The sequence below is a fragment of the Streptomyces sp. NPDC058664 genome (genome assembly GCF_042716635.1).
Taxonomy (GTDB): domain Bacteria; phylum Actinomycetota; class Actinomycetes; order Streptomycetales; family Streptomycetaceae; genus Streptomyces.
The window spans coordinates 15493-30749 of the sequence record NZ_JBHXRW010000014.1; the positions used below are offsets into that span (position 1 = coordinate 15493).

A 15257-nucleotide genomic window follows, 5' to 3' on the forward strand; every position below is an offset into this window, starting at 1 on the left:
CTGCCCGTGTCGACGGCCGGGTGGTCGCGGGTGATCGAGCGAGGTGCGCTGTCGGTGCCGTCCCCTACGCTGCGTTTTCGTCAGGACAGCTCAAAGGGAGGGGACGAGGGTGGGCGGTGACGCGTGGACCCAGACGGGCCCGTATCAGCGCGATCCGGCAGCCGCGTTCCGGCAGGCCAGGGTGGAGACGCTCGCGCGGGACGACCACGGATCCGGAGGGCGATCCATCGAGGAGTTGTGGCAGGACCCGGCATGGCACGAGTACGTCTTCACCGGCGGCACAGCCACCGTGCTGGACTTCCCTCGCATGATCGACGCCACGGACACGGACGACGGTCCGTTCATGCGCCCGCTGACCGACGACGAGGTGCGCGCCTGGTCACCGGACGGCCGACCCACCTACGAGGAATGGGACGAGGCGCTCGATTCGGGCCGGTTGGACTATCCCGATCGCACCCAGGGCAACTGCACCGTGCTCTATCGCGACGGCGAGCCCGCTCAGATCGGTTACTGGGGGGTGACCGCCGACTAGGGCGTGTCCGGCCGGTCAAGCTCTTGCCCGTGCCGGAGGCCCCATGACTCGGTCTCCGAGGCACTTCCCGTGGTCAGCGACCGTGCCCGGTGGTCGGCGCGTTCCCGGCAGGCCTATGGGGGCGACGGGTCGAACTGCCCGCTTCGGGTTCCGCGGGGGTGTCGAAGGGGCTCTTGGACAGGGGATCGGAGTGCCGGTTCCCGGATGCCGGAGGCGGCGGCGTGGCCTCGGAGGTCGGGAGAGAGGCGCAGTACGACGGGACGTCCTTGCCGCCGGCCGCGGCGACCAGACGCTTCCAGGCCGTGGCTTCCATGGCCCTGCCCTTGCCCACGACCTTCTCGTACGCGCGACAGAGGGACTCGACCGTCGACGCCGACCGGGTGGCGGCGGTGGCGGTGACGGTGGCGTGGGGAACGGGATGGGTGGCGGGGGCCCGGAGCGAAGACGGCGAACCCGGGAGCGGGGGCTCGGGCCGCGGGCCCGCGGGTTCCTCCGACGGCAGAGGAGCGGAGGCGCTGCGGTGGGGTTCGGATTCGCGGGCCTCGGTCTCGTCGAAGAGGTCGAGCGGAACGGTCGCGGCGATCGCCACGCCGCCCAGGGTCAGACTCGCGGCCAGGGCCGCGAGCGCGGTCTTCAGCGAACGTCCCGGGCGGCGTTCCGGTGCGGGACGCCAGTCCTCGCGGCGTCCGGTGCGCCCAGACGCGTGCAGACCCGTGTCGCGGGCCGTACGGAACGCGGCGACGGCAGCTCGGGCCGAGGCGTCGTCCACGCCCGTGGGGCGCAGGGCAGCGGCCAGTGCCGCCTCGACGTCGTCGTGTTCCCGCATACCGTCTTCACCACTCATCCCAGCATTTCCTTCGCGAGCCGCTTCAGTCCGCGGTGCGCGGCGGAGCGTACCGCTCCTACCCGCTTGCCCAGCACCCGGGCCGCCACGGGTCCGTCCAGCCCGACGACCACCCGCAGCAGCACCGCCTCGGCCTGGTCCCGGGGGAGCCCGGCGACCAGGGCCAGGGCCTCGGCGGTGGATATCGCCTCCAGGGCCTCGACCGCCGTCTCCCGCGGCGAGGGCAGGTCGAGCATCTCCTGCTCGAACGGGGCCGTACGCGGTCGGGAGCGCAGGCGCCGCAGGTGGTCCAGCGCGCGGTGGCGGGCGATGGTCGCGGTCCAGCCGCGAAACCCCGCACCGTCCCCGCGGAACCGCGCCAGGTCGCGGGCTATCTCGAGCCACGCGTCGGAGGCCACGTCCTCGGCGGACTCGCCGACAAGCCCTCTCAGATATCCCAGGAGCCCGGGCTGCACGATCCGGTACGCGTCGGCGAACGCCTCGTCGTCACCGTTCTGCGCACGCTCCACCGCATGCTGCAGAGTGGCGTCGTCCGCCCTCAAATGATCTTCCCTCGGTCTTCCCGCGTCACGCCGTCCAGCGCATCACCCTACGCGGCTGCCGGCCGCCGGCTGTCGGCCGACCCCCGTGACAGCGGCAGGACGCTTCGGACGACGCGGAACCAACAGGAAGAGCTCGTAAGCGGATTCGTCCGGGCCCAGCTCGAAGCGGTTGACCACCTTGCCGAGCGGGTTCCACCCCCGCCCGTCGGGCGTCCGGACGCCGACCGGCTGCCGGAACAGCTCGGACGTCATGTCGTCGAAGTCGACCCAGCGGGCTCGCGCCTGCCGGACGAGCACCTCACCGACGTACGCACCGAGTTCCTGGAGGACCGGTGCGACGTCGACCGGGTCGTCGGCCCTCTGCCGCACACCGTCCACCACGCGGTCGACGATGCGCAGGCTGGCCGCGGAGAAGTCGAGGGGGAGCCGTGCCTTCACGGACGTGCGGGACGCGAACGTGGAGGCGTACCGGCTCATGTCGGCGGCCCGCAGCGTGCGGCTGACTCGGTCCATCGGTCCCACCCCTCGTGTACGAACCGGTGCGGTCCCCCGGTCCCTCCGGCCCCCTGGGAGGCCGCGGGTTCTCCACGTCCTCCCAAGAACCCAGCGGAACCGGGCGCCGGATCATCACGGGTTCGCGCTGTGGTCACCGCCACATCCCAATGGGTGAGCCGGCAGGCGGTGTTGGGGACCTCGATCCGTTCGCCCCGGTCGGCGTACGCGGTGAAGGAGGCCGAACCCGGACCTTCATGGGGCCTCGTGTGGTCGGCGTGCGATGCCCAGGGCATCCAGGAACTCCTGGAACAGGTCCTCGACGAACGGGTCGGACCGCTTCGACAGGACCTCGGCGAGCACGTCCGGCAAGGCGGTCAGGGTCCGCAGCCGCGGAAGCCCGACGAGCGGTTCGAGGCTGAGCGGCTCGTCCTCCCACACGCCGATGCTCAGCGCCTCGAGACCGGGGTGGGCGGCGGCGGCCACGCCGGGGATGCTGCTCCTGTTCACCCATGCCACGGCCGGGGGCTGCTTCTCGCGACCGGCACCGCGGTTCTCGTCGGCCCTGCCCGCGCTCGTGCCGTGGGGTGCGTAGCAGTGGGCGGCCGACGGGTAGAAGCTGCCGGACAGTTGGGGCATGCCGATGGCGCCCGGATCCCCCTCGGCCTCGCGCAGGGCTACTTCGAAGGTCGCCGGCTCCCAGACGAACGCGGTCGCGGGGCTGAACGTCACTCACCCCCCGCACCCTCATGACCACCGCTGACACGCCAGGTTGTTCCCGGCCACCGGCAGCCGGCTCGTCAGCGCGCGCCGGTCTCCGGTTCGGGCCGGGGCAGCTCGTCCAGGTCGAGGGTGAAGGTGCGCCCGTCGAGCTCGTCGCCGGCTCGGGCTCGCTCGACAGCACGCCCCAGCGCAACATCGCGAGCCTTCATCGGTGCCAGTCGATCTTCCTGCGTGATGTCGTCTGGGAACGCGGCAACTGATGGCGCCGTCGGCCCCTTCCCGGCCCGCTACCTTACGCGTCCGCCAGCACAGGCCGTGAGCGGGGAGGTCCGGACTCGCCCCGGGAAGAGGAAGGAGAGTTCGTGCACGGACTCCGCGGCGCCCAGCTCGAAGCGGTTCACCACCTTGCCCAACGGGTTCCACGCCCGCCCGTCCGTGCTCCGCACGCCGACCGGCTGCTGGAAGAGCCCGTAGGTCTCCTCGTCGAAGTCGACCCAACGCGCGCCGAATCCGCGAACGAACACCTCACCGGCGTACGCGCCGAGCCCCTGGAGGGCTTGCCTGACGGCAGAAGGGTCATCGGTCGTCCGTCGCAGCCCGTCCACCACCCGATCCACGATGCGCAGGCTGGCCACCGAGTAGTCCAGCGGCAAGAGCGCCCTCGCCGTCGCGCGGGAGACGAACTCGGCGGCATACCCGCTCATCTCGGAGGCTCGCAGCGCCCGACCGTCGTGGTCCATCGTTTCCCACCCTTCGTACGCGAACCGGTCGGTGCCCGGTCCTTCGTGGTCCTCGCGGAATCCAGCGGAACGAGCGCAGGGATCATCACGGCTTCACGCTGTGATCACCGCCACATCCCCATGGATCAGGCCCGCCGTGCAGCACCGGGACGCAGGCCCACCGGCGGTACCGAGCGCGGCCGGCGGTCGACAGCGGAACGCGCGTCGACGGCTGAGGATCGGGGTCCCCCGGTAATCGGAGGCCGGCGCCGGGGGACCCCTCTTTGCTGGAGCGGCCCGCAAGCGACACCGCCGGGCACGTCCCCGCAACGTGAGGGTCTCCACGCGCGCTCGCCCCAGACCGACACCGAGGGCCGGCCCACCCGCCGCTTGACCCGGTCGGTGACCTCCATGGCGAGACCGCCGAGGCTGCCGGGAAGACCGGACAACGCCGTCGCAGGGTCCTCGCGCCCGACCCATCACCTGCCCCGAAAGCCGAAAAGGCCCGCCGACTCCGTCGGCGGACCCTCCCGCAAGATCCAGAGCAAGCCACGGACCATGTCGTTACCACCACGTCAGGGGCGCTGCCTGGTCATATACCCCCAGACTCCCGATCCGATCCCGACCAGTGCGAGCAGGGCTCCGAAGGCCACCAGTGCCCACAGCGCCAGCGGCACGGCCCCTTCAGCTCGGACACGGCCGCGCACGTCGGAGGCCGCGACGCTGCCCGACTGCTCGTCGAGGAAGTAGCGCGAGTCGTTCGCGACGGGCCGGTTGTCGCCCAGCAGGAACAAGCGCTCCTCCGGCACGGTCACCTCGTACGGTGAGCCTGCCGAACCGAGCGGGTCACGCATCACGTACGGTTCGTCGATCCGCTTGCCGTTCACCGCGACCCGCACACCGTCACGGGACTCCACGTGGTCCCCGCCCAGGCCGATCACCCGCTGCAGGACCGGCGCGTTCCCGTACCGACCGGGCACACTGACGAGGACGACGTCGCCCCGGCGTATCTCCCCTTCACCGACCCGCATGACGGTCAGCCGCTCGCCAGGACTGTACGTGGGTCGCATCGCGTCGCCCCTGACAGTGATCCGCTCGCCTTCCAGGCCACCGCCGCGCACGATCCCTCCCACGGCGCCCAGCGCCAGGACCAGCCCTAGAGGAACCAGCACCCATGCGGCGATTCTCAGTCCGCGGCCCGCGCTCTGCTGCTGCGTCGACACCCTCCTTGCCTCCCGTCAGCCGCCGTGAGCCCCGGGGCCCGGCTGGAACGTCGGGTCGAGGCCGTACCGGGCGATGCCGAACGGTTGGAAATCCTTGTCCGCCAGGACTCTGTAGAGAAATTCCGACGTCGACATGTCGTATTCGCACCACTCGCCGGCTTCGCCCCGCGCGAGGACAGGATACGTACCGGGCTGCTGCGCGTCGACGAGCCAGCAGTATTCAGAGCCCCATTCTGTCGAGGCCCATTTGATGTACCCCTTTCCGCCCGGCGTGTACTCCTGGTACTGACCGCTTTCCGCGGGAAGGGGAAGGGGTGCTTGCCACGGCAGGAGGAAATTGAAATGAGACCCCTCCGTCCTGCCGTAAAAAGCGACGGAGTCACAGAAGGTTCCTCCGCCGAAACCCTCACACAGTTGCTTGAAGTCCGCCGGCAGAGGAATGCGAAGCTCCTCCTCTACCGCTGCCCAGTCGACGGAGTGCGCCGACGGCTCCCAGCCCGTGAATTCGAGTATACGTTGCACCCACATGTAAAGACCTTTCACAGAAGGGCGGGGTGCAGGCGGACATCAGGATCGATGTCCGCCTGCACCTCCGGTGATCCAGCTTACCGACCTACGGCTTGAGCCCCGTCGGTGTGTTCCAGATCGTGATGGGATCGCGTGGCATTTCCCCCGTGTCCAGGTTCAACCACTTGATGGTCAGGCTGTCGGGAACGGCGTTCTTCCCCGTGTAGTTGGCGGTCACCTCGTAGTAGACCGTCTGCCCCTTGGCCACCATGTCGGCAACCTGGTTCTCGTACGCCGCCATCACCCTCTGATTGGGCCTGGCGTACAAGCTGACGAGATTCCGCATCTCGGTACCGCTACCACCCAGCTGGTTTCCCAACAGGTGACCGCGGTTCATGTCCTGACCGGGCTTGAAACCAGGGGTCACGGTCTCGGGGAAGTTCCGCATGGGCCGCGGGACCTGAGTTCCCTTGATCATGGAGTCGGGATTTCCCTTGACGTCCTTGTTGTCTCCGCTCTCCCAGCTGAAGTCGCCGGAGTTGAGGCAGGCCCGCGCTCCCTGTGCCCGGTCGTACTTGTCAAGAGCCTGATAGAAGACGACGCTTTCGTCGTCGTCGCAGTAGTCCTGCCCGAACGGGAAAAGCGTGTCTCCCCCGACCCAGTCCCACTGCCCGTCGGGCTCGACGAGCCGTCCCTTGCTGCGGTTGCCCGTGTACTCGGACTCGTACCCGTTGGGGGCCGTCTCGTTGTACCAGCCGATTCCCGTGAGGAAGGTGTCGGCGACGGTCTTCCAGCCGCCCCCCGCCTTCTTCACCGTGCCGGTGGCGACGTCCCCGATCGTGTCGAGGACGTCGCCGCACCAGTCACAGCCGAATATGTGGCCGTCCAGCTCGACGAAACTCGTGGGGTTTCCGCCGGTGAAGGCGTAACGGTTTCCGGTGTACGGATCGGAACCGAGCCCCATGTCCGCGAGGGCACCGTTGTACATGTCCCGGCTGGTGAACCGGTTGAGACCGGGGTTGTAGTCCCGGAAGCCCATGTCGTAGGTGCCGGCGTGGGAGTCCCACCGCTTCGAGTTGTAGCGGTAGGGGTTGTAGGTCTCCTTGGTCGGGTCGCCGGCGTCGGGCTTGTCGATACCGGTGAACTCGGATTCGTCGTCCGACCCGTAGGCGGTGTAGCCGTAGGTGGCCTTGGAGTTGCCGTCCTTGTCGGTCAGCGTCTCGACGTCGGTGTGCGAGTTGTAGCCGTAGTAGCCGTCTTCGCTGGTGCCGTCGGTGTTGTGCTTGACCTGGGAAAGACGCTCGCCCCACGGGCTGTACTGGTACGACTTCGTCAGCTCGCCGACGACTTCTTCACTGAGCACCTCGGACGACAGACCGAGGTAGGTGAAGTCGGTGGTCTTGCCGTCGGCCGTCTTGGACGCCGTGCGGTCGAGCGGGTCGAAGGTGTACGTGGTGGACTTCAGCGAGCCCGCGTCGTCCCTCTTCTGGGACTCGACGACATGGTCGAAGCCGTCGTACACCGAGCGTTCGATGACCTGGCCACCGCCGGTGACGGACTCCTGACGGCCGAACGGGTCGTAGTTGTACGTGGCCGCCGAACCGCCGGCGGTCGCGGAGACCAGCCGGTTGCGGTCGTAGGTGTACGTCGTGGACGTGCCCTTGACCGTCTGGCTGACGACGTTGGCGTTGTCGTCATGGACGTACGTCTCGGTGCCCGCACCGGTACCGGTCTTGACCGACTTGGCGAGCCGGTTCGCGGGGTCGTAGGTGTAGGCGGTGGTCGACTCGAGATAGGCCGAGGTGCTGTCGGCGTTCATCTTCTTCGCGACGTCCTGCGCCTTGTTCCCATTGGGGTCGTAGGCGTAGGTGTGCGAGGAGACGAGGGTGCCGTTCGGCTTCTTCTCGACGCTCGTCTTGACGGCGCCGTTGAGGTAGTAGGTGTAGTCGACCGTGTTCTTGTTGTTCTTGGTCTCCTGGAGCTTCAGACCACGGTCGGTGTACGTGTACGAGGTCACCTTCGGCGAGGCGTCCGTGGACGACTTGCCGACCGAGACGGTCTTGATCAGATCCCGAAGGTCGTAGGTGTACTTGGAGAACTGGTCGGGGTGGGTGATGGTCTCCGGCTTGCCGTTGGCGTCGTACGTGTACGACGTGGACTTCTTCTCCGTCCCGGCGAGCGCTTCGGTGACCTTGGCGACCTGGTTCAGGCCGCTGTAGACCATGGTGTAGGCGTCGACCTTGGCGCCCGACGAGGTGTCGTCGATCGAGGTCAGGTTGCCGTTCACGTCGTAGGCGTAGGCGAAGGACTTCTTTTCGGAGTCCGTCTCGCCGGACGTGTCACGCACCAGCTTCACACCGTCGGCGACCACGACGCCGCCGCTGTTCTGCTCGAGCTTCAGCTTGGCGTCGTTGCCCTGCTTGAGGGTGTACGAGCCGAGCTGGACCCAGGTGCCGGTCGCGGCGTTCTGGTCCTTGGTCACCGCGGGATGCGTGGTGGCACCCTGCGACAGCGTGTACCTCGCCGTGGTCGCGGCACCCGTCACCTTCGGGTACTTCACGTACGCGGTGTACGTGCCGTCCTTGGGAACGTTGAGCGTCCACGTGAAGGCGTCCGTGCCCGTGCCGGCCGCGTGCGTGCGGTGGTCGTAGCCCTGCTGCCCGGTGACGTCGCCCTTGGCCCACGTACCGGTGGCCGAGGTGTGCTGGCTGTCGGAGTTGTCCACCAGGACCACCGACTTGCCCACCGGCACGCCGTCGTCCGCCTTGGACTTGAGCTTGCCGTCGGGGTAGTACGACCAGGTCATGGTGCGGTCGGAGGAGCCGCCCGCCGACGTCAGCGTGCGGGCCTTCTGCTGCCCGAGCTCGGTGTAGTCGTACGTGGTCGTGATGTCCCACGGATCGGTGGACTTCCGCGTCCAGCCGTTGTCGAAGTATTCGATGACCGTGTCGTTGCGGACCGTCTGGCCCTCCGACGGGGGCAGCGACCTCTTCGTCACGCGGCCCACGGCGTCGTACACGGTCTGCGTGTAGACGTTGGGGTCGTTGTAGCGGGAGTCCGCCGGGTCGTACGGCTGGTACTGCTTGACCGGACGGTTCAGCGCGTCGTACTCGGTGCGCGAGGTGAAGTCGTCGGCGGTGGCCGTGGCCGCACCACGGGGGGAGACGACCTTGGTGGTGTTTCCGACCTGGTCGTACTCGTACTGGGTCTTGCGGAACGTGGTCCCCTCGTAGGGGGTCCGGACCTCCTTCTGCTTCCCTCGCTCGTCGTAGTCGACGTAGGTGATGTTGCCCTCGGCGTCCTTGGTCTGGACGACCAGGGAGTCCTTGTCGTAGGTCGTCGTGACGGACTTGCCGACGGGGTCCGTGACCGTGGTGACCCGGTGGTTCAGGTCGTAGGCGGTCTGGGACAGGTAGTCGGTCGTGTCCGCGGTGGCGTTCCTCTTCGGATCGACGATCCGGACGACGTTGCCGACGTTGTCGTACTCGTACGAGATCTTCTGCTGCGCGGAGTTCACCACGGAGGCCAGCTGGTAGATCTCGTCGAACGTGTTGGTGATGACGTGATCGGTGGCGTCGCCCGTGGTGAGTACGCCCTTGGGCTCGGTCTTCGTCCGGAGATTGCCGACCCGGTCGTAGGTGTAGACCGTCTTCCGCTCGGCGGAGGTGGCCGTGTCCTTCGGCACGATGTCCGAGGTGATCTGGTCGGCCGCGTCGAAGACCGCGGTCGAGACGGCGCCGTTGGGCGCGGTCGCCTTGGTGACGTTGTCGTTGGCGTCGTACTCCGGCGCCGACAACGTGATCAGGTCTCCGGCCGCCTGGTCCTTCGGCACGACCTTGGTCAGCGGACGTCCGAAGGTGTCGTACGTCTGCGTGGTCTTCTTGCCCAGCGCGTCGGTGGTCTCGCGGACTTGACCGCGCTCGTCGTAGACGAACGACGCAGCCTTGCCCAAGGCGTCGGTGATCTTGGCCGGGTAGCCCGTCGGACCGAACTCGCTGTTGGTCGTCGGGTTGCCGTTGGCGTCGATCGCCTTGGTCAGCTGACCGTACGCGTCGTATTCGTACGTGGTGGTGTAGTCGCCCGCCGTCGCGGTCGCGACGCCCTTGGGGTCGGTGACCGTCTTCAGGTTGCCGAACGAGTCATAGCCGAACTGCCACTTACGGCCCTCGGGTGAGGTCTTGGTGAACAGGTCGGCGGAGAAGCCGTCCAGGCGGGTCTGGTAGCTGTACTGCTGTGAGTTCGCCGGGTAGGTGCCCGGGGCGCAGTCCGAGGACGGCGGGACACCGCCCTTGTTGTTCTCCGCGTCGCGCGACCAGAGGGGGTAGCCCGTCTTCTGGTCGTAGCAGTACGCGGCCTTGGCCCCGTTGGCCTCCTCCACGTATGTGACGTTGTTGTCGGCGTCCCACGCCATCTTGGCGACCTGGGACTTGGCGTTGGTCGTCTGGACCGGGCGGCCGAAGTCGTCCGTCACGTAGTCCGTGGCGTGTGCCTCGGCGTCGGTGACCTTGGTGTCGGTGAACTTGGGATTCGCCGTGTTCGCCTTGTACGCGAAGCCGGTGAGGAAACCGAGACGGTCGGTGATCGTCTTGGTCCACCAGTGGTACTTCGGGTCGTCACCGGCCTGCGGCGCGTAGTACGCGAACTGCGTGTTGCTCCCGCGGGGGTCGGTGGCCTTGACGAGCTTGACGTTCTTGTTGCCCTGCGTGGCGTCGTAGGTGAACTTGAACACCTTCGGCTGCGTCGAGCCCACACCGTCGGTGAACTGCCCGAGCAGGCCCTTGGCGGTGTAGTGGAACTCGATCTTCCGGCCGGAGACGTCGGTCACCGAGCGGATGTGGTCGTAAATCTTCGAGTTGTTCAGCGCACCGGCGTCGGTGGTGAGTACGCCGGAGTCATTGACGTACTGGTAGCCGGACTGGCCCTTGGTCCAGTAGTCGACGGTGAGGGTCTGTCGGCCGGCCGGGTCGGTGATGTACTTGAGGAACTTGGTCGGCTTGTTGTTGGACTTGCGCTCCTCGTAGGTGAACGTCTGCGTGTTGCCGTTCTTGTCGACGGAGGACGTCAGGTAGCCGTCGCAGCCGAAGAGGAAACGCGTGCCGTCCGGGCGGGTGAGCGTCCAGGCGTCGGGGACCGGGTCCTTGGTGGGCTTGCAGTCCAGGCCGGCCTTCATGGTGACCTTGTAGTGGACGCCCGCGGGGGCCTTCCAGGTGCCGTCGGCCTGCTTGCGGAAGACGTGCGTGGTGCCGTCGCCGTCCGGGAGGCGGATCTCGGTCGGGTCGGGGTTGGGGTGGAAGTCCAGCGGTGCGCCGAGCCGGACGGGGCCCGAGAGCTGGAACGACCAGCCGTGACCGGCGACCGTGTCCGAGGTGTCCTGGCTGTTGTAGGCGAAGCGGGCGAAGGTGCTCAGCCCGCGGCCGGGGTTGGTGATCGCGTTGTACTGCCACACGCCGTTGCCGGACGCCAGGTTGTTCATGAAGTTCGAACCGGCGCCGGTGTTCTTGCCGGTGTAGGAGTAGAACTTCTCCATGCCCAGCGTGTTGGAGGTGGGGTCCTCCACCGCGACGTTCTGCTTCAGCGACGGGATGCCGCCGGTGCCGGCGGAGAGCCAGGTGCCGTCGGCGATCTTGCGGACGTCCCAGCCGAGCACGTACTCGTTGCGCTTGTTGCCGTTGTCGGAGTTGATCGGCGTCTTGACCTGTGCCTGGATCGTCGCCGACTTGCCCGGCAGGAGGGCCGGGATCGCGGTGGACAGCTGGTTGCCGCCGGTCGTGACGTCCGTGCCGTCGGGCAGCTTCCAGGTGTAGGACAGCTGCCGCTCACCGGCCGCCCACGCCGCGGACGTGGTGTTGGTGACCGTGAACTCCACCGTGTACGTGGTGTTCGGGGTCATCCGGGCCGGGGTGGTCGGCGCGTAGTACGTGTCCTCGGTGGTCGAGTCGACGTAGATGACCTGCATGTACGGCCGCAGCTGCGGGTCCGAGGCCTCGGACGACAGGAACAGCGTGCGCTCCTGCGGGCCGGTGGTGGTCTCGTCCTTCAGCTTGACCAGGACGCCCTTGTTGTTGGTGGGGGTCTTGACCCAGGACTGCATGAGTCCGGTGGCGTCCCACCAGTGGCGGCCGACCTCGTCGGTGATCTGCGGGACGGTGTCGGAGACGGTGGCGGAGAAGTCACCGCCCGCGGTGGTCCACGGCGTGGTCGAGTTGGCGTTGTTCCACGTGGCCTGGGTCTCGGTGAAGTCCCGGGTCAGGGAGTGCAGTTCGTAGATCGCGCCGTTGGTGGTGCTGGTGGTCTCGGCGCCCCACATGTACATCTTGTTCTCCAGCACCGTGGCGGTGGTGGGGATGGATGTGGTGGGGAACTTCAGGGCGGCGCGTGTCTTGCCGTACGTGCCGGAGTTGTTGCCGACGCTCAGCCAGGCCTGCGCCTTGCCGGAGACCAGGCCGTCGTGGTTGACGGTCGGCTGCTGCGAGGAGAGCGTGGTGTCGACCTGGCCCGCCTGGATGATCCTCATCGTCCGGCCGGCCTTGGGGATGCCCACGATCCGGGTCGGCGACCCGAGGAGCTGTCCGCTCTTGGTCTTGACCGCGAGCTGGTAGTAGTACGACTTGCCGATCTCGCTGGAGGAGGAGTCCGGGGTCGGCACCGCCGTGGTGTCCGTGTAGGCGGTGGCCGTGGACGCGATCGGGGCGATCAGCGTCGCGGCGGACGGCGTGAAGACCTGCTGCGTGGAGCGGTGCAGCTGGTACTCCACGATGTCCAGACCGGTGTCACCGCTGCCGTTGGCGTACGCCGGCCAGGAGAGCTCAGGACCGGTGGAGTGGACCACGGTCGGCGAGTTCAGTGACGTGCCGACGGCCCCGTAGGTCACCGTCAGGCGCGGATACGTGGACGTCTCGCCGCCGTAGACGTTGCCGTCGGCGGCCTCGTAGCGCGGGCCGCCCTGCGGAGCGGTGGCCGTCTCGTCCTTGGCCTTGAGCACGAAGCCGTGGTTGGCCGCCGTGCCCGAGACCCACTTCTGGACGGTGTCGGCGACGGGGAAGTCGTGCCACTTGTTGTAGTCCCAGGCGGCCTTGGTGATCTCGGCGGGGTTCACGAGCCGCACCGAGTCGGCCAGCGTGCGGGTCGTGGCCGAGCCGGTGTCACCCAGGACGATCTTGCCGGCGTTGCCCTTGGCGAAGCTCAGCTCCGTCGCGTCGAGGGTCTTCCAGACGCCACCGGTGCCGGTCTGGTTGACCGTGTAGCTCTTGGTGCCACCGTTGTGGGTGACCGTGTACGGGGCGGCCGTGGCCGCGTCCGCCGCCGCCGGGTAGTGCGCGTCCACCCGGTAGGTGTCGGTCTCCGGGACCCTCGGCTGCCAGGTGTACGACTCGCCCGTGAGCGCGTTCTTGTTGGAGGCGTAGTCGTCGTTGGTCGCCGCGCCACCGGTGGTGGTGCCCCGCGGCCATTCGCCGACCGCCGCCGTACCGGCGTCACCGTCGTCCAGGGACACCGTGGTGCCGGACAGCTCACCCACCAGGGCGCTGGTGTTGGACCAGGTCGCGGGCGTCGCCCCCGCCTCGCTCCACGCCCCGGTGGCCCGGTGCGCCTCGAGGGCGACGGCATTGGCGTTGGTGGTGTGCGCCTGGTCGTAGTACAGACTCAGCCGGGCCGCGTCGACCTTCACCCCCGCCGGGATCTCGCTCAACGGGAACTTGATCAGCGAGCGGGCGATGCCGGTGTCCGTCTTGCCGACCGACAGCTTCCAGGTGTTGTTGAAGTTCGCCGCCGGCTGGTCCGACAGCACCATCGTGTCCTCGGAGACCGAGGCGATCGGCGTGATCGTGATCGTCGGGTCGATGACGACCGGGTACTGCCGCTCCTTCGCCGCGAGCCACTTCGCGTCCGGCGTGACGGTCAGCTTCCAGCCCTTGCCGTCCGTGTCACGGCTCAGCTTCTGGGCGACCGCGGTGCTGTACGTGCCGCCGGTGACCGACTGCGGATCCTTCCTGGCGTCCGTCATGTACGGAGCCGGGATCACCATCACCGGAGTGCCCGGGGCCTCGCCGAAGAAGGCGATCGAGCCGTCCCTGCGGGTCTTCGGCGTCAGACCGCCCTCGGTGTCCAGGGTGAAGGTGAACGACACCGGTCCTGCCGGGCGTTCGGTGAGGACGATGTCCTCCTTCACCTGGCCGTTGCCGACCCGGTACGACAGGTCCGCGCCGGGGACGGCGTCCTTGTAGAGGACCCGGTCACCGTTCGCCTCCGGCTTGAGCGCGCCGGCACCTGCCAGGCCGAACGTGACCGCCCCGCCGTTCTCCGCCTCGAAGCGCATGAACCGGCCGGCGTCGGAGCCGAACCAGCTCTTGCCGGTGTTCGCGGTGTTGGCGAAGCCGAAGCCCTTGTCCCGGGTGGCGCGCACGGTGGTCTCGACCGGCTTCCAGGAATTCCCGGACCTGTACGAGGTCGGCACCGCCGTCAGTTCGGCCTCGATCCGGCCGTCCGAGAGCTGCCAGAAACGCGCCTGCGAGGTGCGCTCGGCCGTCAGCTCCTTGACCCGCTTCGCCTTCGGGAGCTTCTCGCCCTTGGGCAGCTTCTCCCGGCTGGGTATCTCCAGCGCCCCGCCGACCGGGGGCTTCTTCGCCTCCTCGCCGTCGTCCGAGAACCAGCCCGCGACCGTGTCGAACACACCGGTGTCGTCACCCGCGGGTGACGAAGGAGGAGCCGCATGGGCGACCTGAGGCAGTAGCGTGCCCGCCACCGCCGACACGACCAGACAGGAGATGAATCTCCTGCGTGGAAATTTCACCACGATACCTTTCGGTATCGGCGTACCCGCTTCGCTGTACGCGAAATGGGCACGCCGAACGAGCCGGAGCGAATGTTTCCGCCCGGCTTGAAGCAATGCGAACTGACCGCGAGAAGCGGAAAAACGCGAACTCGCGGATTCGCAGGGGGATTTCTAACCAGCCTTGCGAAGGCAAGTCAACCCTGGCGACATTAGGGACAATCGGACGCTCCGAAGAGGTGTCGTTCGCCCGATTCCTCCGCCTGCTCGCGCCTGAGCGGTGGGATGGTGTATAACCGCCCGGTTCATCTGTCGGTTCATCGAAAGCCGGGCCTTTTAATGTCATCCAGTGAAATCGCGGGAAACGCCGCACAACAGGAGAGCGAACCCGAGAACGGCGAGGGCTCGCCGGACCGGCGGGGGTTGCTGGTCGCCGGAACCGTCCTGCTCGCCTGTCTCGGGCTCGTCGGCTACGGCGTGCTCGACACCGACGAGCAGCCGAAGCCGCAGGCCGCACCGACGGCCGAGGTGACGTACGAGGTCACGGGGACGGGGACCGTCGAGATCTCCTACCTCGCCCGCAGCGAGGACGGCACGGCCACGGTCGAGAAGGGCGTCACGCTGCCCTGGAAGAAGTCGGTCCGGGCGCCCCTCGGCAAGGCCCCGACCGTCGCCGTCGTCCTCGACGGAAAGGGCGGGCAGGCTGCCTGCACACTGGCGGTCCGCGGCAAGCACGTCCAGCGCGCCACCGCCATGGGCGAGTTCGGGCGTGCCACGTGTTCCGGCGAGCTGCTTTCCGGTGACGGAAAGGGGTGACACGTCACCTTTCGGAACATCCCGCTGTCCGGTTTGCGTGTCCGGGTGTGTCGGAGGGGGCGCGTCGTGTATAACCGCTGCGCTGTGGGAAG

General features: G+C 67.9%; 11 protein-coding genes. 2 read left to right on the forward strand and 9 right to left on the reverse strand.

All coding sequences use genetic code 11. The annotated features are described in order from the left end of the window. The first annotated feature begins 109 nt into the window (after nucleotides 1-109). Nucleotides 110-532: a hypothetical protein gene (locus ACFWUY_RS13860; RefSeq protein WP_384106919.1), complete on the forward strand. Its 423-nt coding sequence runs from the start codon at nucleotides 110-112 to the stop codon at nucleotides 530-532. A 73-nt stretch (nucleotides 533-605) separates the two neighbouring features. On the opposite strand, the gene ACFWUY_RS13865 is transcribed toward ACFWUY_RS13860, so the two are convergent. The 9 genes from ACFWUY_RS13865 to ACFWUY_RS13905 all read right to left on the reverse strand — a co-directional run bounded on the left by ACFWUY_RS13865 (nucleotide 606) and on the right by ACFWUY_RS13905 (nucleotide 14250). Next, entirely contained in the window at nucleotides 606-1376 is a 771-nt protein-coding gene (locus ACFWUY_RS13865) for a hypothetical protein (protein ID WP_384106923.1), read from the reverse strand. After that, complete coding sequence (locus ACFWUY_RS13870) at nucleotides 1373-1918, reverse strand: RNA polymerase sigma factor (protein WP_384106924.1); 546 nt, start codon at nucleotides 1916-1918, stop codon at nucleotides 1373-1375. Before ACFWUY_RS13870 ends, ACFWUY_RS13865 begins: the two co-directional genes overlap by 4 nt. Nucleotides 1919-1960: 42 nt before the next feature. Beyond that, on the reverse strand, nucleotides 1961-2431 hold the full coding sequence (locus ACFWUY_RS13875) for a hypothetical protein (protein ID WP_384106926.1): 471 nt from the start codon (nucleotides 2429-2431) through the stop codon (nucleotides 1961-1963). A gap of 234 nt (nucleotides 2432-2665) precedes the next feature. Continuing rightward, complete coding sequence (locus ACFWUY_RS13880; protein WP_384106928.1) at nucleotides 2666-3142, reverse strand: hypothetical protein; 477 nt, start codon at nucleotides 3140-3142, stop codon at nucleotides 2666-2668. A gap of 68 nt (nucleotides 3143-3210) precedes the next feature. Next, complete coding sequence (locus ACFWUY_RS13885) at nucleotides 3211-3342, reverse strand: hypothetical protein (RefSeq protein WP_384106929.1); 132 nt, start codon at nucleotides 3340-3342, stop codon at nucleotides 3211-3213. Between the two features lie 78 nt (nucleotides 3343-3420). Then, entirely contained in the window at nucleotides 3421-3873 is a 453-nt protein-coding gene (locus ACFWUY_RS13890; protein ID WP_384106931.1) for a hypothetical protein, read from the reverse strand. A gap of 554 nt (nucleotides 3874-4427) precedes the next feature. Further along, complete coding sequence (gene lepB / locus ACFWUY_RS13895; RefSeq protein ID WP_384106933.1) at nucleotides 4428-5024, reverse strand: signal peptidase I; 597 nt, start codon at nucleotides 5022-5024, stop codon at nucleotides 4428-4430. A 66-nt stretch (nucleotides 5025-5090) separates the two neighbouring features. Continuing rightward, a complete protein-coding gene (locus ACFWUY_RS13900; protein ID WP_384106935.1) occupies nucleotides 5091-5597 on the reverse strand; it encodes a hypothetical protein in 507 nt (168 codons plus the stop codon). A 91-nt stretch (nucleotides 5598-5688) separates the two neighbouring features. Then, nucleotides 5689-14250, reverse strand: coding sequence for a DNRLRE domain-containing protein (locus ACFWUY_RS13905; protein WP_384106937.1), 8562 nt, complete (start codon nucleotides 14248-14250; stop codon nucleotides 5689-5691). A 438-nt stretch (nucleotides 14251-14688) separates the two neighbouring features. Here ACFWUY_RS13905 and ACFWUY_RS13910 point away from each other — a divergent pair, with 438 nt between their 5' ends. Continuing rightward, the gene (locus tag ACFWUY_RS13910) at nucleotides 14689-15165 is read left to right on the forward strand and encodes an MmpS family transport accessory protein (RefSeq protein WP_384106939.1); all 477 of its coding nucleotides are present in this window, start codon (nucleotides 14689-14691) and stop codon (nucleotides 15163-15165) included. Nucleotides 15166-15257: the final 92 nt, after the last annotated feature.

Coding starts and splice junctions, on each gene's coding strand:
- ACFWUY_RS13865 (WP_384106923.1), bottom strand. CDS start 1,376: ATGAGTGGTGAAGACGGTATGCGGGAACACGACGACGTCGAGGCGGCA.
- ACFWUY_RS13875 (WP_384106926.1), bottom strand. CDS start 2,431: ATGGACCGAGTCAGCCGCACGCTGCGGGCCGCCGACATGAGCCGGTAC.
- ACFWUY_RS13885 (WP_384106929.1), bottom strand. CDS start 3,342: ATGAAGGCTCGCGATGTTGCGCTGGGGCGTGCTGTCGAGCGAGCCCGA.
- ACFWUY_RS13890 (WP_384106931.1), bottom strand. CDS start 3,873: ATGGACCACGACGGTCGGGCGCTGCGAGCCTCCGAGATGAGCGGGTAT.
- ACFWUY_RS13910 (WP_384106939.1), top strand. CDS start 14,689: ATGTCATCCAGTGAAATCGCGGGAAACGCCGCACAACAGGAGAGCGAA.